Raw genomic sequence first — 21,674 nt, 5'->3', positions numbered from 1 at the left:
ACCAGTAACGAGCACGCAGTTCGAGCAGCAGAGCAACGGGAGCGTAACTGCATGAGATTGAAGCACGTCGTCGAGTCACAGCAGTTCACCGTCCCATTGCTGATGGAATTGTTCGACCGAACGCGTTCCATGGAGCGCATCGTCGCCCGTGGCGGCACCCTCGATTACCAGAACAAGCTGATGGCAACTTTGTTTTATGAGCCATCCACGCGGACGCGCTTTTCGTTCGAAGCCGCCATGCAACGACTTGGAGGCCGTGTGCTCTCCACGGAGCACGCTCGTACGTTCTCTTCCGAGATTGAAGTCGAGCAGGTCGAAGATTCGATTCGCATCATCGGCAGCTACTCTGACGTAATCGTCATCCGGCATCACGAGGCCGGTGGCGCAAAGCGGGCAGCGCAGGTTTCACCCGTGCCGATCATCAATGCGGGAGACGGCGATGGCGGCCAGCACCCCACGCAGGCATTGCTCGATCTCTACACCATCTACCGCGAACGCCCCCTGCATGGGCTCAGCGTAGCCTTCATCGGCGAACTGGACAAGGGCCGCACTGCCCGATCACTGGCGTATCTTCTGGCGAAATTCGATCGTGTAAAAATTTTCTTCGTCAGTCCGCCCGAGATGCAGATGAAGCAGGACATCCTGCAATATCTCGACCGGCACGGAGTGCGCTACGAACTCGAATCCAACATCGACAAGGTCATCGGCGAAGTGGATGTCGTGTACCAGACGCGCATCCGTCCTGAGCGCGGCGCCGACCTGCAGAGCCGCAAGCGGTACGCGATCGACTCCGCGATTCTTCAACGCATGAGGGCCGACGCGATGATTCTGCATCCACTTCCGCGCACCGTCGAACTCGATAAGACGGTGGACGATGACCCCAGGGCTCTCTATTTCCGGCAGGCGATCAACGGCCTTTACGTTCGTATGGCGCTGCTGACGATGCTGTTGGACAAGGAATAGCGGCCTGTAGTTCCGGCTTGTTGCCGGCGAACGTTTCACAAACTGAGGAAATCAAGGAATTCTATGAGCACCCAACCCGTCGAAGAACGTATGCGCACGCAGGACTTTATAGCTCTTGAGGAAAACTACGGAGCTCACAACTACCATCCGCTTGATGTCGTGATCGACAGGGCCGAAGGCGTTTGGGTGTACGACGTAGAAGGCAAGAAGTACCTCGATTGCCTCGCGTCGTACTCGGCCGTGAACCAGGGCCACTGCCATCCCAGGATCTTGCAAACCTTGGTCGACCAGGCCCACAAGGTTACGCTCACCTCGCGCGCTTTCCGCAACGAACAGCTTCCGCTGCTCTACAAGCAACTGCACGACATGACAAGCATGGACATGGCGCTCCCGATGAACTCCGGCGCTGAAGCCGTCGAGACCGCCGTGAAGACTGCGCGCAAGTGGGGCTACAAGGTTAAAGGCATTCCAGATGGCAAGGCCGAGATCATCGTCTGCGCCAACAACTTCCACGGACGCACCGTTACTGTCGTCAGCTTCTCCACGGACGAGCAATACAAGGACGGTTTCGGTCCGTTCACGCCGGGTTTCAAGATCATCCCGTTCGGCGATGCCAAGGCGCTGCGCGCCGCCATCACGCCGAACACCTGCGCTTTCCTCGTCGAACCGATTCAGGGCGAAGCCGGCATCATCATCCCGCCAGCCGGGTTCCTGAAGGAAGCTGCTGAGATATGCCGCGAAAACCGCGTGCTGCTCATGACCGATGAGATTCAATCGGGCCTCGGCCGCACCGGCAAGCTCTTCGCCTACATGCACGAAGGCATCAAGCCGGACGTTCTGATCGTAGGCAAGGCACTCGCAGGAGGTTTCTATCCAGTATCGGCTGTGCTCTCATCGAAGGAAATTCTCGGCGTTTACAATCCTGGCGATCACGGCAGTACCTTCGGCGGCAACCCGCTCGGCTGCGCCGTGGCGCGCACAGCATTGCATGTCCTTGTCGAAGAGAAGATGGTGGAGCGTTCGGCTGAGAACGGCGCGTACTTCCTGGAGAAGCTGAAGACGCTCCGCAGTTCCGACTTGAAAGAAGTTCGTGGAGTCGGTCTCTGGATCGGTTTGGAACTGAACAGTGCCGCTCGTCCGTATTGCGAGAAGCTCAAAGAACTCGGGATCTTGTGCAAGGAGACACACGACCACGTTATTCGCATAGCCCCGCCGTTGACCATCACGCGAGAGGAGATCGACTGGGCTTTTGAGCGGATCAAGAAAGTGATCGAGAACAGATAAGTTCACGAGGCCGAAGCCAACCAGCTCGGTCCGGGTTTGGAGTGCGAACCTGCCACAAACCGAAAGAGGGCTGCCACCTGGCAGCCCTTTGCATTGCTCCGATGCAGCAAGTCTTCCGACCTGCTCCACGTATTTCGAACCAGTACCTCAGCGGCTAAAGCCAATTGCAAAAAGTTTTTGGGGCCCTCTCAAAAATGGTCGAGTTCTTTGGCGGCGTTGTAGTCAGTAGGCTGCGCGGCGCAGGCCGAATACCTCGAAGGTGCCATAAAATAATTCGAAGAAATCGCATTTGTCTATTAGAACTGCGCGTGGGCACGCGCGCACCTGGCGCATTGCGAGCAGAAGAGGAAGTCCTTCAGGTCGATCCATTCGACCGCGTGTGAAGCGGCCATGACGCAGTTGTAGTCGTCGCAATGCGTTAGTTGCAGAGTGTGGCCCAACTCATGCACGGCCTCCGTCAGCAGCCTTCGGCCCAGCAGGTCGCGGTCTGATGGTAGCCCGTAAAACTCCTGTCTCAACCTGTACGAAGACACAACGGAACATGGTCCGCCCATCTGCGCCTCTCCGAAAACGAAAGTCAGAATAGGAATGTACAGGTCCACCGGGGTGATGCCGAGCACGCGCCAGCTTCGGGCTGTGACGTACTCCTGCATACGTGCAAGTATCTCGCTGGAGTGGTACTGGTCGCGCTCCGGGTGATACGAGAACTGCGGATCGAGGCCGGGCTCCAGTATCCGGCAGGGAACTCGGAACAACTCGATCAACTCCTGGCGCAGCCATCCCATCATGTCGGGATCCGACTTCCCGATTGGAAGAAGGTGTAATTCCTGCGTCATCGCGTCTCGACTGCCTGCTTGCTCCAACCGTACTTTTTCAGCTTGTGATGCAGTGTGACGCGATCGATACTCAGCACTTCGGCGGCCCGCGTCTGATTGCCGCCACACTCCTCCAGCACACGCAAAATGTGGGCGCGCTCGACATCTTCCAGCGTCTTGCCTTCGGGTATCGCGGCGGAGGCCTTCGCCTTCAACGTGAAGTCCTGTTCACGCAGCTCCGGTTCCTGCGCAACCACCATTGCGCGCTCTACCGCGTTTTCGAGTTCCCGGACGTTTCCCGGCCACGGGTGCTGCTGCAGTTGGTACATAGCCGTGGGCGCAACACGCGTGATCTTCTTGTTCATCTCCTTGGAGAACTTCTGCACGAAATGATTAACTAGCAAAGGGATGTCCTCCTTGCGCTCGCGCAACGGCGGTAACTCGATGTGGAAGACGTTCAGGCGATAGAACAGATCTGGACGGAAGGAGCCGCGTTCGATCAGTTCTTCGAGGTTCTTGTTTGTCGCCGCGACGCATCGGAAGTCAACCTTGATCTGCTGATTACCGCCGACGCGCACGATTTCACGCTCTTGCAGAACGCGCAGCAGGTCTGTCTGGGTCTTCAGGCTGATGTCGCCGATTTCATCGAGGAATACGGTGCCGCCCTCGGCGATCTCGAACTTTCCCTTCTTGCGATATTGCGCGCCGGTAAACGCGCCCTTCTCGTGTCCGAAGAGCTCGCTTTCCAGTAGCGTCTCCGTGAGTGCGCCACAGTGGATGACGACCAGCGGGTGGAAGCGTCGAATGCTTGCGTAGTGTACGGCGCGAGCGACAAGTTCCTTGCCGGTGCCGCTCTCGCCCGTGATGAGTACCGTAGCATCCGTCGGTCCGACGGTTTCGATGGCTTCGAACACGCGCTGCATGGCCGCACTCTGACCAATTATTTCCGACGGGCGCTGCGTCTCGGCCACCTGCTCACGCAAGCGAACGTTTTCCTGTTGCGTCTGGCGGTGCGAGAGAGCTTTGTTGATCAAGTGCGCGAGCTCGTCCGGATCGAGCGGCTTGGTGACGTAGTCGTACGCGCCATTCTTCAGAGCCGCCACAGCCGTTTCCACCGAGGCGTATCCGGTCATCATGATGACGACCAGCTCGGGATCAAGTTCGTGGATTCGGCGTTGCAATTCAATGCCATCGGTGCCGCGCATCTTGATGTCGAGCAGTGCGAGGTCCCACCTGCGTTCCGCCAGGCGAAGCAGGGCATCGCTGGCGTTTTCCGCCGTGCCCACGTTGTAGCCTTCTTCCTGGAACCACTTACCAAGCGAATCGCGTACGCTCAGCTCGTCATCGACTATGAGTAGATTTCCCTTTGATTCGCTCACAATTCACCCCCGGCACATTTGTCAGCCGGTTTCACATCACGTTCAATTCTTCAGGGCCATGTCCGCGTGCTTGGCAATAGGTGCACTGGCGGGCTCGATCGGCAGCACTATGCGGAAGGTTGTTCCGTGTCCCAGCACGGATTCGACGTCGATACGCCCGCCGTGACGATCGACGATGCCCTTGCTAATCGCGAGCCCAAGACCCACGCCTTTGCCAACATCCTTGGTGGTATTGAAGGGCTCGAACAATTTGGAGAGCAACTCCGGCGGGATACCCATGCCATCATCGCGCACTTCGAGCTGAACTTCATTGCTCGGCAGAAGCCGGGCCGCTAGCCACAAATTTCCGCCGTGCGGCATGGCATCAATCGCGTTCATCACCAGCGCCAGCAGTACCTGTTCGATCTGCGCAGCGTCGCAGTAGACGAGCGGCAATTTCTCGGCGACGGTCACTTCAAATTGAATCGCCGTCATCTCGACCTTGTGTTGCACCAGTCGCACTACGCGGTCGACGATAAGGCTCAGATCCGATTTCCCCAGGTTCATGGGAGATGTCCGCGAGAAAGTGAGCAGGTTTCTTACAAGATCACCGCAACGACGGCTTTCGCTTGCCACCAGGTCGAGGCAGTCATTGACTTCCTTCTTCTTCTCTGCGGTTGTCACGCCACGCGTGATCCACTTCTTCATGAGCTTGGCGTAGGTCAGGATCCCAGACAGTGGATTGTTGATCTCGTGTGCGACCACGGCCGCCATCTTTCCTATCGCAACCATTTTCTCGACCTGCAACATCTGGTCGTGAGCGCGCCGCAGTTCGCTGGTTTTTTGTTCAACGCGATCTTCCAGGGTACGCGCCCAGGCAGTTACTTCCTGGCGGGAATCAAGCAGTTGCTTGCTCATGTCGTTGAACGAGGACGCGAGTATTCCGACCTCATCTTTAGAGCCTACCTCAATCTGATGTCCAAGCTCTCCCTTAGCGAGTCTTTCGGTGCCGCGACGCAGTTGTCCGAGTGGCTCATGGACGACCTTCAACACGAATAACCAGCTCAGTCCCGCTATCAGGCACATGGCGACTGCGGTGTAGAGCAGCATCATTCGGCTTCCCTCAGCAACACCGGCATCGGCCTTTGCGAGGGAGTGATGCGTATCCAAGACGCCAAGAATGCGCTGGCTCGCGGGATGCGCATGGCAGGCAGCGTTCGAGCAAGCTGGTTCATTCTCGATCGGCGTAATGATTGCCATGACGCGTTCGTTGTTTCCGCGGTATATACGGAAGCGGTCGGGACGGTCTAAGCGAGTGAGTGGCTGCGCTTGAGTGTGGCAGGCATAACAGGCCTCTGCGCTCTTATCGACCTGCGTGCTTACTTCCACCGGGTCGGTGGAGAAACTGATACGTCCCTCCTGGTTGATGATGCGCAGGCGCTCCACGCCTGGTTCGTCAGCCATGGTACTCATCATTTCATAGAGCGCATAACGATCATTGCGCATCATGTAGTACGACGTGCTGCGCTTGATCACATCGCCCATTTGGTCGGCGGCTGCAAGCGTTGTCGCTTCCAGGTGCTTGCGATGCAGGCGAATATTCAACCATCCGAGTACGCCGAAGGTGACCAACATCGTCACCATGAGAAGGGCAATCAGTTTGCCGCTCACACTTCGCCAAGGGAAACTCCAGATATCGTGGAATTTCCCGTGGCGAAACGAGGCCGCTGCGTCTTTCCCGACGCGGCAGGCTGCGTCGCTCGTCTCGGAAGGCGAGGACGCGTTCGACATTGGTTCATTTTCCGGCATGGCTCATCGCTGTTGCGGCGGCTGCGATCGCTTTTGCGTTCGCCTCCTCCGGCGCGTGTTCAGTGTCTTCGAAGATCGGCAGATACTTCACTGCCAGTCCGAAGAGCGCAAATCCCACGGCAACGATCGCCGCAGTAATCGAGTACTCGGTCCACTTTGGAATGTAGTGCTGTCCGGCTGAGGTTTCCATGCCGGTAATGCTCACGTTCAGACGATTCGTGATGAACCCAAGCACCACCAATACGGCCGACAGGTAGAGTCCACCAGCCGACATCCGCACCTTTCGGATGCAAAGCAGCACTAGCGGTAGCACCAGCGCTAGTGCGATCTCAAGCCAGAACAGATACATTTCATACGACGGCACCAGTGTAAGCTTCAACACGCCGCGATGGAACAAATCCTCAAATCGCAGGATGCCGTAAACCCCCAGCACCACCATCATGACGCGACCCAGTTCCCTCAGGATCGGCAACTCCAGCGCCCGGCCAAAAACTTTCGAGCTGATCGAAGACTCGAAGATCGTCATTGCGAGTCCGACAGCAATGGCCGAGATGAAGAAGTAGACCGGCAGCAGCGGGCTGTACCAGAAGGGATGCAGCTTCGTAGGCATGATCAGGTAAAGCGTGCCGAGCGAAGACTGGTGCAGCGTCGAAAGGATGACGCCCAGGATGACCAGCGGAATGAGCGCCGCCTTGATGTATTTCAGCGGCTTTTCGAGTTTGAAGCGCTCCAGCACCACTGGAGAGAATTCCAGCGATAATACTGCCAAGTACAGCATCACGCAGTACGCAACTTCAAACATCACCGAATGTGGGTTTCGCATGACCAGCGGATGCCAAATGCGATACGGGCGGCCGAGGTCGATCACGAGCGCGATCGAGACCAGCGCGTAGCCCAGGAACGCCGTCAGCACCGTGGGCCGCACGATGGCGTGCAGCCGCTTGATGTTGAAGATGTGCACGGCGGCCGTGAGGGTGAATCCGCCAGCCGCCAGCATTACTCCGCAGAGCACGTCGAAGCCAATCCAGATGCCCCAGGGGAACTGGTCGGTCAGGTTTGTGGACGCCCCTAGCCCCTGCGTGAAACGCACGAACAGCGCATAGGTCCCAAGCGCCATGATTACGGCGAAGACGAATTTCCAGAATGTGAGCTTGAACTTCATCGCGAACCTCCCCGGTCTTCCTTCTTCTCCGCTGCTTCGGCAGCAGCTACTTCTTCGCGACGATGGGTGATCCACCACACGCCGCCGAGCACCATTCCGCCCAGCGGAACGAAGTCGGGAATGCGAGAAAGGACGCGGTACGTATATAAAGGAAGCGGATCTTTAGGCAGTTCATTCGGCTTCAGTCCGAATTCTTCGAAAGCTACGCCGGAGAGAATCAATACGGATGTGCCGCCAACCTCTTCAATTCCGAAGACGTGCGGAACATAGTTCGAGGGATTCTGACGGATTCGGTCACGAGCTTCCTGTATCAACTCTTCGCGTTCGCCGAATTTGGTCGCGCCCGTCGGGCACGCTTCAGTGCATGCGGTCGGCCTACCGGCCGCCACGCGGTCCGGACACATAACGCACTTCTGAACCTTGGGAAGAACCTTCGACCACTCGTACTTGGGAACACCAAACGGGCAAGCCGCCATGCAATAGCGACATCCCATGCAGCGGTCTTCTTCGTAGACAACCGGCCCCGCAGCGGTCTTATGCAGCGCACCTACGGGGCAGACCGAAGCGCATGCAGGGTCCTGGCAGTGCATGCACAAACGGCGCATATACTTTTCGTTTTTATTCAATACCACCGTGAACTTGTGGTCCGATTGGACCTGTTCGGCGGCGATCGTCTCGTCATAAGGCAGCTTGTTCTGTTCCGCACAAGCCCCCTCACATGCCTTGCAACCGACGCATAAAGTGGCGTCGTACAAAAGTGCCTTACTCATAAACTCTCCACTTTAACTGCGTACGCGATGGCCATTCGCCTGACACACTCCCCGTTGCACGGCACGACCATGCAGCGACTGGTTGCGTCTGGCGGATGGCGGTATCGGCCGCTTCACTATTAGGCTTTCTTGAAACCGGGATAGCAGGGAAGAGATGTGTCGTTAGGAGACAGATACGCCAACGCTCTGAACCACTGAAGGCAAACAATCCGTGATTCATGCGTTGGTGAGAACGCGAATAATAGCCGCTCGCCAAAGGCGAACATCTCTCGCTCCGGATCGTCCCCGATACCAGCCGAATTGCGGCTGCAATTTCCATATCGCACCCCAAAGACATGGCCGTGTTGCCGGCCAGCATCTCGTGCGGGAATTGACTCTCTACTTCTTTCCTAAACTCTTGACGTATGTAGCAAGCTTTCCGGCGTCTTCTTTACTCACGCCCTTGGCTGCAAACACGTGCGAGGCCTTCTTCTCTTTGCCTCCGTTCAGGATGCAGTCTTCAATATCAGCGATTTTCGCCTTTTGCACTTTATCGGCGGCAAAAGAAGTGATGTTCTGCTTCTTCGCCATGGGCGTGTTTGCCATTCCTTCTGCGCCATGGCAAGCAGCACACTTGGTCTTATAGAGTACGGCAGCGTCATCTGCTGCCCACGAGATGCTAGGCAGCACCAGGAACATCGCTACCGCCAAAACGAATACTGCCACCCAGACTGGCTTGTACGATTTCATGAGTTCTCCGCAAAAATATGAACTGTCCACTTAGACGGGCGGGGCAGTGTAAGCTGCCTCGCCCACACCAGACCTCAATAACCACAGCGGGAATGGATTGTGTGGCTTACAACCCATTTCCATCTGAAGTGTGGAGTTTTTCACCAGCGCTGTCCGTGACGCCAGTCACGTTCTGAGGTGACTCGCAACAGTTCTGGCCCCGTGGTAGGCCGGGTACGTTGCGAAGCGCATCGGCAGTCTACGCTTCGAGAGTTTCGATTTGCCTAACTTCGCAACGCTAGGAAGTCGTGGTGGTCGCCAATGTGTTGCAGAACGACTCATCTTGCGACGAGAGCGCATTGCTGATTTCTGCGAGCGAGGAAGGCCGACCTCCTGGGTGTGCCCAGCCGTGTCCTGTCATGAGGTGCGGTCAGTGATTAAGTGTTGCTTGAACCAAAAGAAAGGCCTGCGGAGGGTTCTCCACAGGCCGTTAAGTCCCAAAGCTGAAGGATCAGCTTCTAAGCGCCAACCAATCTTTCTAACATCGGCTTGTTCTTGATGGTGAGTGTAGACCCTTTCAGAATCGCAATCTGTTTCTTACGGAAGTCGGCAAGAGTACGTGTGACAGTTTCGCGCGATGTACCGATGATCTGAGCTATCTCCTCGTGCGTCAGCGCAACCTTGATGCGTGTGCCGTCAGATGTGTGGTCTTCACTGTGGGACCACTCGATTAGCAGACGCGCCAGGCGCTCGGGAGCCGAGTGCGAGAGACCAAGGGAGCGAATCTGCTGGTAGGCGGACTGGCAATCCCGGCTGAGATGCTGGGCAGCTTTCAGGCAGGCGTCGCCATGCTCCTGAAGGAACCGCAGGAAATCGTCTCTTTTGATGAAGTTCAACTGGCAGGGCTGTCCGGTTTCGGCAGTGATCTCGTAAGGCGTTCCAGAAACAGTAGCGTGTAGGCCAAGCACTTCACCGGGTTGCGCGATCTTGAGGATCAGCGTCTTCCCATCCCTCGATGTGGTCGACATCTTCACGCGGCCTTTACACAGCATGTAAATACCACGGGGCGACTGCCCCTCGACAAACAGCACCGCGCCCGCCGGATAGGCGGCTGTGAACTTAATTCTCTCGAAGGCTTCCAGTGAAGCCTTCGGCAGTCCGCAGAAAAAACTGTCGGACCGCAGCTTACAGATTAGGCAATTCTCGACGAGCTCAAGGCCATATGGCGAACCCACGCACGCCTCCCTTAATATATTGAATATATCACTGAAGGCAGTGACAAGTCTCCTCCTCTGATGTGCTTAAACGCTCCTAAGTGCCTGATTCTGCGTATGTGGCCCGCAGCCGCATCCTGAGTAACCTGCTACTTTTCCGCATAATCAGATGGAGTGTGTTACCTGGAGTGGCGAAATGCCTGAAGGTTGAGGGGGCTGTTCAGATTCTTAGCTCTGTCGAACTTAGCGGGAGTATTATTCCTGCAATCGCACGCCCGATTACACCGGGGACGTGCTGGGGTTTTCATCAGGAATATTGCTCGGTTCGACCAGGCACGACTGCGTTCATCTCGCGCTCAGTCTTGATGATCTGCTTGTTCGGATCGACGTACAACAGACTGGCCACTGGCCACCGGAACTGCCTAATTAGGAGTCTTACGGTATGAGTAGCCCAATCAAGATCCCGGCCCAGAATATCGGCAGTTATTCCAGCAGCGAAGAAGAGTACGCACCTCCATCCATTGTTGCGAATAACGCGATTCTCAAGCACTGGCGCGCGGAATACCACCGCTCGGTCGCCGACCCCGACTACTTCTGGGGCGAATTCGCCAAGAAATTCACCTGGAGCAAGCGCTGGAATAAAGTGTGGGAATGGGACGGGATCCACCACAAGTGGTTTCTCGGCGCGCGGACAAATATCACGATTAACGCGCTTGACCGTCACGCGAAATCCGAGCGTTTCAACCGTGTCGCCTATATCTGGCTGGGAGAAGACGGCACCGAGCGGGTCATCACCTACGGACAGCTCTATCGTATGGTGTGCCGATTCGCCAACGGCCTCAAATCGCTAGACGTTCGTAAGGGCGACCGCGTCATTATTTATATGCCGCTCACCATTGAGGGCATTGTTGCCATGCTGGCCTGTGCCCGCATCGGTGCCATTCACTCCGTCGTCTACGCAGGGCTCGGCCATACGGCCCTGCGCGATCGTATTACGGACGCCGAAGCGAAGATCATCATCTGCGCTGAAAAAGGATACCGGCGCGGCAAAGACGTTCCGCTGAAGACAATTGTGGATGAAGCAATCGATGGCCTCAGCTTCGTGGAGAAGGTCATCGTCGCACCACGTGGAGATGGCAAACTCGACCTGACCGCTCCGCTGGAAATGGACTTCCGCGAACTGATGAAGCACTCCTCCGAGTGTCCCGCGGAAGATATGGATTCCGAAGATCCGCTGTTCATCCTCTACACCTCCGGCACCACGGGCAAGCCGAAGGGCGTAGTGCACGTGCACGGCGGATTCATGGTCGGCACCACGTATCACCTCGCGTCCTTTTTCGACGTCGGTGAGCGCGACATCTTCTGGTGTACGTCAGATATCGGCTGGATCGTTGGCCACAGCTACATCGTTTACGGACCGCTCTGCGCCGGTGTCACGACGCTCGTGCGCGAGGGTGCAATCGATTACCCGAATCCCGGTGTCGCGTGGGAGATCGTAGAACGGTATGGCGTTACCAAGATGTTTACAGCGCCCACCGCGCTCCGTATGTTCATGCGCCATGGCGAAAAGTATCCATCCAATTGCGATCTCACCAGCTTGCGCGTCATCGCATGTGCCGGTGAGCCACTCAATCCGGAAGCCTGGCGCTGGGCGCAGACCTATCTCGCAGGTGACGGCAAGTGGGGCTACGTGATCGACAACTGGTGGCAAACGGAACTGGGTGGGCCCACGTTGGGAACGCCCGTGACTATGGGCGTGCGTCCGGGTAAAGCGGGCGTGCCACTGCCCGGCGTGGAAGCCGACGTGGTGGATGCCGAGGGCAAGCCTGTGCATCCGGGCCTGGGTGGACGCCTTATCCTGAAACGTCCATTCCCTCACATGATGCGCACCATCTGGAAGGACGATGCACGTTACGTTCGTGATTGGCTGGAGATCGATCGCGCTTACGTGACTGGCGACGTCGCCATCAAGGACGCCGACGGCTATATCACGGTGCTCGGCCGCGCCGACGATGTGCTCAACGTTGCCGGACATCGCATCGGCACCGCCGAAGTTGAAAGCGCTCTCGTTTCACACCCCGCCGTTGCCGAAGCTGCCGCCATAGGCATTCCAGACGCAATGAAGGGCGAAAGCATTAAAGCCTACGTACAGGTGCGTTCAGGACACGCCGCGTCCGAGACGCTTGCCGCCGCGCTTATCGACCACGTTCGCCGCGAGCTGGGTCCCATTGCTTCGCCGGGCGCGATCGAGTTTGTGGCTGCTTTACCGAAAACGCGTTCCGGCAAGATCATGCGCCGTCTGCTGAAAGCGCAAGCAACGGGTGCCGAGATCGGCGATTTGTCCACGCTGGAGACATAGATGATTTTGGCTCCGCCGTACGGCGGCGGTCCGCGCTGCGTGCGTCGCGGGGTGCGACGGACCAGTAGCTTTCTGGCGGCGCTCGAGTTGAACCAGTAGTCCTTGCGCCGCGCACGTCATCCCTGTTCCAGGCCGTGCGGTTTTGAACCATGTTTCGAAAGTCAGGTTCTGGCAACTAGATTCCCGAGGAGAGCCTTCTCAATGGCGGACACGACTGCGTCTCACGTGCATATCGATTCCACGCTGCAAGAAAGCCGATTATTCGAGCCACCTGCTGATTTCAGCAAGAACGCCCACATTAAGAGTGCGGCGGAGTTTGAGCGCATCTATAAGGAAGCCGCAGAGGATCCCGAAGGATTCTGGGGCAATATCGCCGGGGATCTGCACTGGTTCAAGCCCTGGGACAAAGTTCTCGAGTGGAATACGCCTTTCGCTAAATGGTTTGTCGGCGGAGAGTTCAACCTCAGCTACAACTGTCTGGATCGTCACGTCCAGTCATGGCGGCGCAATAAAGCCGCGATCATCTGGGAAGGTGAACCCGGTGACAGCCGCACGCTGACATACCAGCAGTTGCTCACAGAAGTCCAGAGGTTCTCAAACGTCCTAAAGAAGCTTGGCATCCAGAAGGGCGATCGTGTAGCCATCTACATGGGAATGGTTCCGGAACTGCCCGTTGCCATGTTGGCCTGCGCAAGAATCGGCGCGGTGCATTCGGTCATCTTTGGCGGCTTCTCGGCAAACGCTCTCGTCGATCGCATCACTGACCAGCACGCGGTTGCTGTCGTCACGCAGGATGGAGGCTACCGCCGCGGCACAGAAGTGAAGCTGAAAGAGACCGTGGACGAAGCTCTGCATCGCTGTCCCAGCGTGAAGCACGTTGTCGTCTATCGCCGCACAGGTTCACAGGTTGCTATGGAACCGGGACGCGACCACTGGTGGCACGACCTCATGGCCGGCACCAGCGACGACTGTCCCGCAGAACCGCTAGATTCCGAGCATCCGCTTTACATTCTTTACACCTCCGGCACTACCGGAAAGCCGAAGGGCATCGTACACACGACAGCCGGCTACGCTGTCGGCACCTACATCACGTCTAAGTGGGTGTTTGACCTCAAGGACGAAGATATCTACTGGTGCACCGCCGACATCGGGTGGGTCACGGGACACAGCTACATCGTCTATGGTCCATTGCAGAATGGAGCCACGTCGCTCATGTATGAAGGCGCGCCGAACTTTCCCGAACTTGATCGCTTTTGGCGCATCATCGAGAAATACAAGGTCAACGTGTTCTACACCGCACCGACTGCGATCCGGACATTCATTAAGTGGGGCGAGCAGTGGCCGAATCGGTGCGACCTCAGCAGCCTGCGCCTGCTCGGCACCGTCGGTGAGCCTATCAATCCAGAAGCGTGGATGTGGTATCGCGAGACTATCGGCAAGGGCAAATGCCCGATCGTCGATACCTGGTGGCAGACGGAAACCGGCATGATCATGATCACGCCGCTCCCGGGTGCCATTCCCACCAAGCCCGGTTCCGCGACACGACCGTTTCCGGGCATCGTCGCTGAAGTCGTTACCCGCACCGGCGAGCGTGTTCCGCTCGGCTCTGGAGGTTACCTTGTTATTAGGAAGCCCTGGCCTGCGATGCTGCGCACGATTTTCGGAGACCCCGATCGTTACGTGAGGCAGTACTGGTCGGACATTCCGGGCGTGTACTTTACCGGAGACGGCGCGCGTGAAGACAAGGACGGATATTTCTGGATCATGGGCCGCGTCGATGACGTGCTCAACGTCAGCGGACACCGCCTTTCGACCATGGAAATCGAGTCGGCCATTGTGGCGCATGACAAGGTCGCCGAGGCCGCCGTCGTAGGGCGTCCGGATGAGATCAAGGGACAAGCCGTGTGCGCCTTCATCACGCTGGAATCCGGGCGAACCCCATCGAACGAACTGAAAGAAGAGTTGCGCGCGTGGGTGGCGAAGGAAATCGGGTCGATGGCAAAGCCCGATGACATTCGCTTCACCGACCAGCTTCCCAAGACTCGCTCCGGCAAAATCATGCGGCGTTTGTTGCGAGAACTCGCCGCCGGTGGCGACGTCAAGGGTGACACGACGACACTGGAAGATCTTACCGTGATCGCCCGACTGAAACAGAGTGAAGAGTAGTCGCTCAATGGGAGGCGTCAAGGTGCCCATGCGGGAGCGGGTGCCTGAGCTTTGCAGGTGCCTGAAGGAGATGCGGATGCCCCATGCAAGCTTCCTTTGCTTGCATGGGATAGCGTTGGGAGAGCTTTCCCAGTTGCAATGACACCTCCGTTCAAGCCCAAAGAAAAGGCTTAAATGGGGATGTTCTGTTTGTCCATTTACGATTCTGCCGGAGCTGCTGTTGATGCCGGAGCCGAGTCTACAATCTCCGCCGGCTTTGGTGTGGTGAACTCGACGGCTGCCGCCGGGTGCTCTTCCGCGTAGAGCTTGTACCAGGCAATGCAGCTAGCCCTTTGCCACAAGCGCACTGCGATCTGTATGAGCAGCACTACCTCAAGCAGCAGCCATGAGGCGGAAAAGGCGGTACCTGGGATACGCAGCCACAACCAGATTCCTGCGATCAGAACCACCCACGCCACAAGGCTGATTCGGAAGTACAACCACAACAACATACCCACCGCTCTCGAACTGATTCTGAGTGCGCGGAAGGTGTTACGCCACATTCCGCGCTCGTTCTGCGCAACGGCACGCACCTGCGCGACGTCGAACCACAGTCGCACAAACAGCCACAGCAGAATCACGATGAGCCCGCCGATGGCACGCACCCAGAACGCATGGCTCTCGTAAGGACTGGCCTCGCCAACTTTTTCCGAAATCTTGCCAACGCCGAGATAGAGCGCAGTCGCGATTGCAAACGGAATCAGCGAGATCAGCATGAGCCGGAAAAACCGCCAGAAATACAGCCCGCACGCCTCGAAGAATTCCGGCACAGCAAGGCGCCGGTCTTCTCGATACACGCTTAGGATGCCGCCCGCCACGAACAGCATGAAAACGAAGAACACCACCTGGAATGCAATGGAGGGAGCGGCCAACGCGGGCATCTGCACATCAGGTTTGGCGAGCAAGTCGATCAGGGAGATGATGCGCACCTGTCCGGAAATCTTTTGCGCTGCCAGGCTATGGTCGAGAACGCGGCTGAAGGCGGCGCGCGCGCCCATGGTTCCCATCAGCCCAAGGACGAAGTTCACGCCGAACACCCACCACAGGATGCGCTGATGTCGCCACACGAGGCCCGCACCCGTTGTCACCAGATTTTTCTCATTTCCGCTCATTTGCTCATCTCCTGATCTTCGGTCATAAGCTGCTGTTGTCCGATTTCTGCGAACTGCTGTGCAGAGTTGACGGTCCGCTCGTACGCGCGTTGCGCCGCCTATCAGGTGAGCCATGCCAGCATCTGGCCGAACCATTGAGCGAATACCTGCCAGTACGCCGTAAGTTTCTGTGTTGCCGCCCGGTCGGCCTTCACCACGTAGCTGTTGTTGAACTCGTCCTTATCCAACAGCACCTGGTGATCGGGGTCGATCTCGGCGGAAACGATCTTCGCCTTCTTCTCCCACGAGAACTTATGCCAACGGTCGTTGCCATCCCACTGCTCGCGGAGAGTCTCTCCGTTATCGAACTTCACTTCCAGCAAGACAGGGAACTGGAACGTTCCGCGGCGATGGACCACCACCTGTGAGTGGTACATCGTTTCTCCCTTCTTCTCTTTGGAAGGATTCTTGACAGCCCAATCCATGCGATCGGAGGTGGTCGAAAGGATTCGGTCGTCCAGAGTCTGCGTTCCGTATACCGCCTGTTGCCAATACCACGTCAGGTCCTGCCCCGCGACTTCGTTGACGGTATTCATGAAGTCCTGCTCCGTCGGATGCTGGAAGCGATACTTCATAAAATAGGTGTGCAGGGCTTTCCGCAGCATATCTTCGCCAATGATGTGCTCGAGCGTAAGCAGAATCGTTGCCGTTTTACCGTAGGTCACGCTGCCATACGACCCAAAGCTGCCGTACTGCCACGCGTTCCGCGAGAGCGGGTCGATATCGGCGGCGGTGTCGTAGGAGACTCGCTGCATCTCGCGGTCGCCTGCGACGCCCAGGCGCGAGTTCAGAATGCTTGTCGCCCTCCCGTATAGCGCGTCCAGCGCCTTCACTTCCGCATAGCTGTTGATGCCCTCATCCAGCCATGCGTCTTCGAATTCATTGCTGCCCACCATGCCGTACCAGTATTGGTGACCGAATTCGTGCTCCGTCACTATCTCGGGGAGGAGCAAGGATTTCGGCATCAGCCACGACGTATCCGCCGTGATGAACATCGGATACTCCATGCCGCCGGTCGCACCCGCTCCGCTCGGCGGGTCAACAATCGTTAGTTGGGGATACGGATAGGGTCCGTACCACTCGTCGAACTTTTTCATCGTGCCCTGCGCCGCGGTAATGTACCGCTGCGCCGAACCCATGTGCCCAGGCGCCATCAGCGCGCGAATCTTCACAGTGCCGGTGCTCAGTTGCACGGAGTCTTCAACCACCTGGAAGTCCGGTGCGGCCGTCCACGCGAAGTCATGCACGTCCTCGGCATGAATGGTCATCGTCTTCGTGCCGTCTCCATTGTTCTTGTCGGAGGTGACCACGCCGGTAGATCCGAAGACGAAGTTTTGCGGCAACGTAAGCTTCACATCGAACGTTCCGAAATCCGCAAAGAACTCTGTTGCGCTGTGATACTGGTGGCAGTTCCAGCCGGGTTTCGTTTCATTCGGATCACCCTTCGGACTCGACAGGCTCGACTTCCACCACACGCCCACCTTTGGGAACCACTGCCCGGCCAGGATGTATTCTCGCTTGTAACCTGCGCGCTCCAGCGGCTCGCCGAACTTCGCCTTGAACGCGATTTTGAATTGAACGTCGGCGCCAGGCGGCACTGGTCTTGGCAGTTGCACTTCGAAGACCGTGCGGTCATCCGGGTTTCCGTCATCAGGCGAGATGAATTTCATCTGCTTCGTGAGATCGCCCATGCCAACGACTTCCAGTGACTTGATCTCGTTCGAGGCCGCAAGCTTTTCGTCCCACTTACCCTTAGAGTCGCGCGAACCGCCGCTCCAGCGAATCTCCTTCATCATCGAAGAATTCGGCTGGAAGGCATTCAGATACAGGTGGAACGGAAACTTGTCGAGCGGCTGTCCAGTCAGGTTCTTGTAGGTCAAGGTCTCCACGCCGTCGAATGTGTGCGTCTTGGCGTCGTACTTGCCCTCGATCTGGTAGGCCACTACGCGCTGTGAGAGCGTTGTTTGCGACGGGGCTGGTTGCACTTTCCTCGCAGGCTGCGTAGCTGCCTGAGACGATGAGGCTACGGAGACGGCCACGATCAATAGAAGAAGCAGATGATGCGCACGGCGCATACTCAATCTCCTGTGTGTTGCGAACTTACCTGCGAGAGGCTGCTGCCAGATGTGCGGCGAAGTGTACGCCAACTCGAACACCAAATCAACGCGGCTGCCGAGTCCGGCGAATATGTTGATCTTTGGGATGGTACGCAGGGCCGGGACAGGATGTTCCGAGTAGAGCTTCTTATTTCACCCCAATAGCAATCCGCGATTTCCACTGCCTCATCTCACTTCGGGATAGCCATCTACGGAGTTTCTATGTCCGGTTCCCAAGCTAATCCCGTTCGCGTTGCCATTGTTGGAGCTGGACACGTTGGCGCCACTTTCGCCTACGCTCTCATGTTCAGCGGCGTCGCAGCCGAGATCGTCCTTATTGACACTGACCAGGCCCGCGTTGAAGGCGAGGCCATGGACCTCAACCACACCGAGCCGTTCACCCGTCCTACACGCGTATGGGCTGGCAGCTATGACGATTGCGCCGGAGCCACTGTTACCGTTGTAGCCGCCGGCGCAGGACAACGTCTCGGTGAGACGCGCCTGGACCTTGTTCGCAAGAACGCAGCAATCTTCAGCCAAATCATTCCAGAGATAGCGCGCCGCAATCCGCAAGGCATCATCCTGGTCGCGACGAATCCGGTTGACGCGCTCACCTACATCTCGGTCAAGCTCTCCGGGATGCCGTCGCGGCGCGTACTCGGCTCGGGCACCATTCTCGACACTGCGCGTTTCCGCCACCTGCTCAGTAGATATTTTCAGGTGGATGCGCGCAGCGTGCACGCTTACATCATCGGCGAGCACGGAGACAGTGAGGTTCCCGTGTGGTCGCTTGCGAACATCGCAGGACTGCGCCTGCCCGATTACGCCGACCTGAACGGCATTGCGCACGACGCCGGCACCATGGACGCTATCTTCCGCGAGACCCGCGACGCCGCTTATCACATCATCGAGCGCAAGGGTGCTACATACTACGCGGTCGCCGCCGGTCTGCTGCGCATTGTCGAAGCCATCGTGCGCGATCAGCGCACCGTGCTTTCCGTCTCCAGTTTGGTCGACGAGTACTACGGAATCCACGATGTCTGCTTGAGTCTACCGACGATCGTCGGTCGCAACGGAATCGAGCGCGTGCTCAAACTGCACCTGAGTGACGCGGAAGCCCAGGGGATTAGAAAATCGGCGGAAGTGCTTCGCACTACCTCTGCCGAAGCGAATCTCGCCGCCTGACCTCAGACGGGCAAGTCTGCCGTCCCGCGTCAACCTCTCAAGCCTGCGCCCGACGTTCCGATCTTCAGTCTCGCTTGACGGCCACATGGGTCGCAGGCTCCAACATGCTGTCGTGCAGTCCGTCGGCAACCTCTATCAGCTTCGGATCGATCAGTCGCGTCTTATTCACCGCCTCGGCTATAGGAATCGCCACGATCTCAGTACCGCGTAGCGCCGCCATCAGACCGAACTGGCCGGAGTGCACCATGTCGATTGCGCCAATACCGTAACGTGTAGCGAGTACGCGGTCGAAGGGCGTCGGCGACCCGCCACGCTGCAAGTGGCCGAGCACCACGGAACGCGTTTCGAAACCCACCCGCTTTTCTATCTCTCGCGCCAGAACCGTACCAATGCCGCCCAGTCGAACGTGTCCGAATTCGTCGCGTGCGAGGTCCTGCAAGATCGGTGCGCCATGCTGGGGATCGACGTCGCTGGCAAACTTCGCTCCTTCGGCAACCACCACGATACTGAAGTAGCGTCCGCGTGCGTGGCGTCTTTTCAGTATTTCGGAAACTTCATCGATGTCGAACGGCTTTTCAGGGATCAGGATCACATCCGCGCCGCCCGCAATTCCCGAGTACATGGCGATCCATCCCGAGTCGCGCCCCATCACTTCTACAACAATGATGCGGTTATGGGCTTCGGCCGTAGAGTGCAAGCGATCGATAGCATCGGTGGCCACGCCCACAGCAGTATCGAACCCGAAGCAGAAATCTGTGCCGCTGAGGTCGTTGTCGATTGTCTTTGGCACGCCAACGATCTTTACGCCATTCCTATTTAGCTGTTCCGCAACACTCATCGTGTCGTCTCCGCCGATTGCGATGAGGGCTTGGACACCATTGGCTTCGAGGTTCTTGATGCAGAGTTCAAGCCCGCCCTCACGGCTTGCAGGGTTCGTGCGGGATGTGCGCAGAATTGTTCCGCCGCGGGGCAGAATGCCCGCGACCGCCTGAAGGTCCAACTGCATCGTCTTGTTCTCGACCACGCCGCGCCAGCCTTCAAGGAAGCCGATAAACTCGTCGTCAAAATGGAAGATGCCCTTGCGAACCACGGCGCGAATTACCGCATTCAACCCGGGACAATCGCCGCCGCCAGTCAGGATGCCAATCTTCATTGTGCTCGCTCCCGCGTTTCCCACTCTTAAGTCCTGAAGTAAGTATGAATCATGCGTCAAGAACTTTAGCCAAAAGCAAAGGGTCGTCTTTTAGACGACCCTTCGAAGAACTAGCCAACCTTCACGCGTGTTGTTGCCCTTTAACGTCGCTGAGGCGAGGTCGTCAGAGCCTGCTGCCCCTGTCCCACCGTTTGGAACTGCCCCGTGTTGCCTTGGGCCATCTGGTTGGTTCCCTGCGATTGTGCCGACTGCACTTGGAAGTAGTAACGTGTATTCGGTTGAAGGTTGTTGAGTTCAACGCGGTGGTTGGTGCCCCACTGCGCCTGCGCCATCTGCGTCATCGCGTTCTGGTCAGTGCCGTATTGCACAACGCTGCTTGCGGGAGCCGCGGTAGTCCATGAGATCACGGCGCGATTATCTCCGAGGTACTCGATTACCGGACCGTTGGTGATCATCGCGTTCGCATTTACTGGGCTACCCATGTTCTGAGGCGTCTGGAACTGCCCTGTCGTGCGGACGCTGCCGTCGCGCTTCAGAATCGCATAGTAATAGGCTCTACCGGGTTGCAGGTTCGTGAGCTGAACCGAGTGGTCGCGATTTCCTCCACGCTCATATGCGCGTTGGTCCATGCTGTTGGGAGATAACCCGTAGCGCACGTCGGTTGCCGCCATATCGTCGGTCTGCCACCATAGCTTAGCCGTGTTTCCCTGCAGATCCTGCACCACAGGTCCGGCGAGGATCACAACGTTATCGCCGGCCTTTGCCTGTCCTGTTGTGCTCGGATTCCCGGCAGAGCCGCTGGCCGACTGGCCTTGCGTCGAGAACTGCTGGACGGGGCTTAGTGCACCGGTTCCGGTACCCTGACCGTGCTGGCTTACAGCCTGATAATAGTAGGTCGTATTAGGCTGCAAGTTCGTCAGCGTGACCTCGTGGGTGGTGCCGCCCCAGGGCGCATTTGCCGTCTGGTTCAGGTTGTTGGGATCGGTGCCATACTTCACGATGCCGCCAGAGTTCACGTTCGTGGTCCAGACCACCTTCGCCGAGTTGCTGCTCGTAACCTGCGCTTGAGGTTGATTTACGATCTGGACTGCGTTCTGCCCCTGCGCCGCTTGCGGCTGGGCAGGAACAGGAACTGGCAGCGCAAGCGTACTTGTAGCGCCGAACACCAATGCCAACGCAGCGATTGCAATTTCTTTGCGCATATTTCCTCCCTGGAATGTGCTACGAAGTGAGCATTTCAAGTGGCGTATCAACTTCGATGCCACCTTTATGCCAAGGGTGGTAACGGACCCGAAGCTGCGGCGGATTGGCTGCGCTGATATTTCGTTTCTCGTGCGGCATGTGGCGTAACAGTAGGGATACTTCGACTCGGGTTCGGACTCTCGCTCAGCAAGACAAGTTGGTCCAAGCCGGCAAGCCGTGCATCTTCAACTCGGGCGTGC

16 protein-coding genes are annotated in these 21,674 nt (G+C 57.5%); 5 read left to right on the top strand and 11 right to left on the bottom strand.

Going from position 1 to position 21,674, the window contains the following annotated elements; all coding sequences use genetic code 11:
* Positions 1-51 precede the first annotated feature (51 nt).
* Together pyrB and rocD are read left to right on the top strand one after the other, a co-directional pair.
* The gene (gene pyrB / locus VN622_00950) at positions 52-963 is read left to right on the top strand and encodes an aspartate carbamoyltransferase (protein ID HWR34420.1); all 912 of its coding nucleotides are present in this window, start codon (positions 52-54) and stop codon (positions 961-963) included.
* A gap of 90 nt (positions 964-1,053) precedes the next feature.
* Complete coding sequence (rocD, locus tag VN622_00945; GenBank protein HWR34419.1) at positions 1,054-2,247, top strand: ornithine--oxo-acid transaminase; 1,194 nt, start codon at positions 1,054-1,056, stop codon at positions 2,245-2,247.
* Positions 2,248-2,543: 296 nt separating this feature from the next.
* Here rocD and VN622_00940 read toward each other — a convergent pair whose 3' ends face one another.
* From VN622_00940 to VN622_00910, 7 genes are all read right to left on the bottom strand, one after another.
* Entirely contained in the window at positions 2,544-3,083 is a 540-nt protein-coding gene (locus tag VN622_00940) for an archaemetzincin family Zn-dependent metalloprotease (GenBank protein HWR34418.1), read from the bottom strand.
* Complete coding sequence (locus tag VN622_00935; GenBank protein HWR34417.1) at positions 3,080-4,441, bottom strand: sigma-54 dependent transcriptional regulator; 1,362 nt, start codon at positions 4,439-4,441, stop codon at positions 3,080-3,082. Before VN622_00935 ends, VN622_00940 begins: the two co-directional genes overlap by 4 nt.
* A gap of 42 nt (positions 4,442-4,483) precedes the next feature.
* On the bottom strand, positions 4,484-6,211 hold the full coding sequence (locus VN622_00930) for an ATP-binding protein (protein ID HWR34416.1): 1,728 nt from the start codon (positions 6,209-6,211) through the stop codon (positions 4,484-4,486).
* Positions 6,212-6,215: 4 nt separating this feature from the next.
* A complete protein-coding gene (gene hybB / locus VN622_00925) occupies positions 6,216-7,391 on the bottom strand; it encodes a Ni/Fe-hydrogenase cytochrome b subunit (protein HWR34415.1) in 1,176 nt (391 codons plus the stop codon).
* Complete coding sequence (locus tag VN622_00920; GenBank protein ID HWR34414.1) at positions 7,388-8,161, bottom strand: 4Fe-4S dicluster domain-containing protein; 774 nt, start codon at positions 8,159-8,161, stop codon at positions 7,388-7,390. The genes hybB and VN622_00920 overlap by 4 nt, the downstream gene beginning before the upstream one ends.
* Positions 8,162-8,539: 378 nt before the next feature.
* A complete protein-coding gene (locus VN622_00915; GenBank protein ID HWR34413.1) occupies positions 8,540-8,890 on the bottom strand; it encodes a c-type cytochrome in 351 nt (116 codons plus the stop codon).
* Between the two features lie 497 nt (positions 8,891-9,387).
* Positions 9,388-10,104 (bottom strand): Crp/Fnr family transcriptional regulator, encoded by a 717-nt coding sequence (locus VN622_00910; protein ID HWR34412.1) that lies wholly within the window; start codon positions 10,102-10,104, stop codon positions 9,388-9,390.
* Positions 10,105-10,525: 421 nt separating this feature from the next.
* Between VN622_00910 and acs (VN622_00905) the strand changes: the two genes are divergently transcribed.
* Together acs (VN622_00905) and acs (VN622_00900) are read left to right on the top strand one after the other, a co-directional pair.
* A complete protein-coding gene (gene acs / locus VN622_00905; GenBank protein HWR34411.1) occupies positions 10,526-12,442 on the top strand; it encodes an acetate--CoA ligase in 1,917 nt (638 codons plus the stop codon).
* Positions 12,443-12,643: 201 nt separating this feature from the next.
* Positions 12,644-14,608, top strand: a complete 1,965-nt coding sequence (acs, locus tag VN622_00900; GenBank protein HWR34410.1) for an acetate--CoA ligase — start codon at positions 12,644-12,646, stop codon at positions 14,606-14,608.
* A 197-nt stretch (positions 14,609-14,805) separates the two neighbouring features.
* On the opposite strand, the gene VN622_00895 is transcribed toward acs (VN622_00900), so the two are convergent.
* Both VN622_00895 and VN622_00890 read right to left on the bottom strand, forming a co-directional pair.
* Positions 14,806-15,759: a hypothetical protein gene (locus tag VN622_00895; GenBank protein HWR34409.1), complete on the bottom strand. Its 954-nt coding sequence runs from the start codon at positions 15,757-15,759 to the stop codon at positions 14,806-14,808.
* Positions 15,760-15,860: 101 nt separating this feature from the next.
* Positions 15,861-17,873: a M1 family metallopeptidase gene (locus VN622_00890; GenBank protein HWR34408.1), complete on the bottom strand. Its 2,013-nt coding sequence runs from the start codon at positions 17,871-17,873 to the stop codon at positions 15,861-15,863.
* 243 nt (positions 17,874-18,116) lie between these two features.
* Between VN622_00890 and VN622_00885 the strand changes: the two genes are divergently transcribed.
* A complete protein-coding gene (locus VN622_00885; protein HWR34407.1) occupies positions 18,117-19,079 on the top strand; it encodes an L-lactate dehydrogenase in 963 nt (320 codons plus the stop codon).
* A gap of 64 nt (positions 19,080-19,143) precedes the next feature.
* On the opposite strand, the gene VN622_00880 is transcribed toward VN622_00885, so the two are convergent.
* Positions 19,144-20,232: a 6-phosphofructokinase gene (locus VN622_00880; protein ID HWR34406.1), complete on the bottom strand. Its 1,089-nt coding sequence runs from the start codon at positions 20,230-20,232 to the stop codon at positions 19,144-19,146.
* A 140-nt stretch (positions 20,233-20,372) separates the two neighbouring features.
* Positions 20,373-21,434: a fibronectin type III domain-containing protein gene (locus VN622_00875; protein ID HWR34405.1), complete on the bottom strand. Its 1,062-nt coding sequence runs from the start codon at positions 21,432-21,434 to the stop codon at positions 20,373-20,375.
* Positions 21,435-21,674: the final 240 nt, after the last annotated feature.

The organism is Clostridia bacterium (assembly GCA_035561135.1).
Classification (GTDB): domain Bacteria; phylum Acidobacteriota; class Terriglobia; order Terriglobales; family Acidobacteriaceae; genus DATMYA01.
Note: the sequence above shows the minus strand (reverse complement) of the source record. Positions and strands in the feature narration are given on the sequence as shown.

Bases quoted from the DNA above. Each gene is read 5' to 3' on its own strand.
- pyrB (HWR34420.1), top strand. From the start codon at position 52: ATGAGATTGAAGCACGTCGTCGAGTCACAGCAGTTCACCGTCCCATTG.
- rocD (HWR34419.1), top strand. From the start codon at position 1,054: ATGCGCACGCAGGACTTTATAGCTCTTGAGGAAAACTACGGAGCTCAC.
- VN622_00940 (HWR34418.1), bottom strand. From the start codon at position 3,083: ATGACGCAGGAATTACACCTTCTTCCAATCGGGAAGTCGGATCCCGAC.
- VN622_00930 (HWR34416.1), bottom strand. From the start codon at position 6,211: ATGTCGAACGCGTCCTCGCCTTCCGAGACGAGCGACGCAGCCTGCCGC.
- hybB (HWR34415.1), bottom strand. From the start codon at position 7,391: ATGAAGTTCAAGCTCACATTCTGGAAATTCGTCTTCGCCGTAATCATG.
- VN622_00920 (HWR34414.1), bottom strand. From the start codon at position 8,161: ATGAGTAAGGCACTTTTGTACGACGCCACTTTATGCGTCGGTTGCAAG.
- VN622_00915 (HWR34413.1), bottom strand. From the start codon at position 8,890: ATGAAATCGTACAAGCCAGTCTGGGTGGCAGTATTCGTTTTGGCGGTA.
- acs (HWR34411.1), top strand. From the start codon at position 10,526: ATGAGTAGCCCAATCAAGATCCCGGCCCAGAATATCGGCAGTTATTCC.
- acs (HWR34410.1), top strand. From the start codon at position 12,644: ATGGCGGACACGACTGCGTCTCACGTGCATATCGATTCCACGCTGCAA.
- VN622_00895 (HWR34409.1), bottom strand. From the start codon at position 15,759: ATGAGCGGAAATGAGAAAAATCTGGTGACAACGGGTGCGGGCCTCGTG.
- VN622_00890 (HWR34408.1), bottom strand. From the start codon at position 17,873: ATGCGCCGTGCGCATCATCTGCTTCTTCTATTGATCGTGGCCGTCTCC.
- VN622_00885 (HWR34407.1), top strand. From the start codon at position 18,117: ATGTCCGGTTCCCAAGCTAATCCCGTTCGCGTTGCCATTGTTGGAGCT.
- VN622_00880 (HWR34406.1), bottom strand. From the start codon at position 20,232: ATGAAGATTGGCATCCTGACTGGCGGCGGCGATTGTCCCGGGTTGAAT.
- VN622_00875 (HWR34405.1), bottom strand. From the start codon at position 21,434: ATGCGCAAAGAAATTGCAATCGCTGCGTTGGCATTGGTGTTCGGCGCT.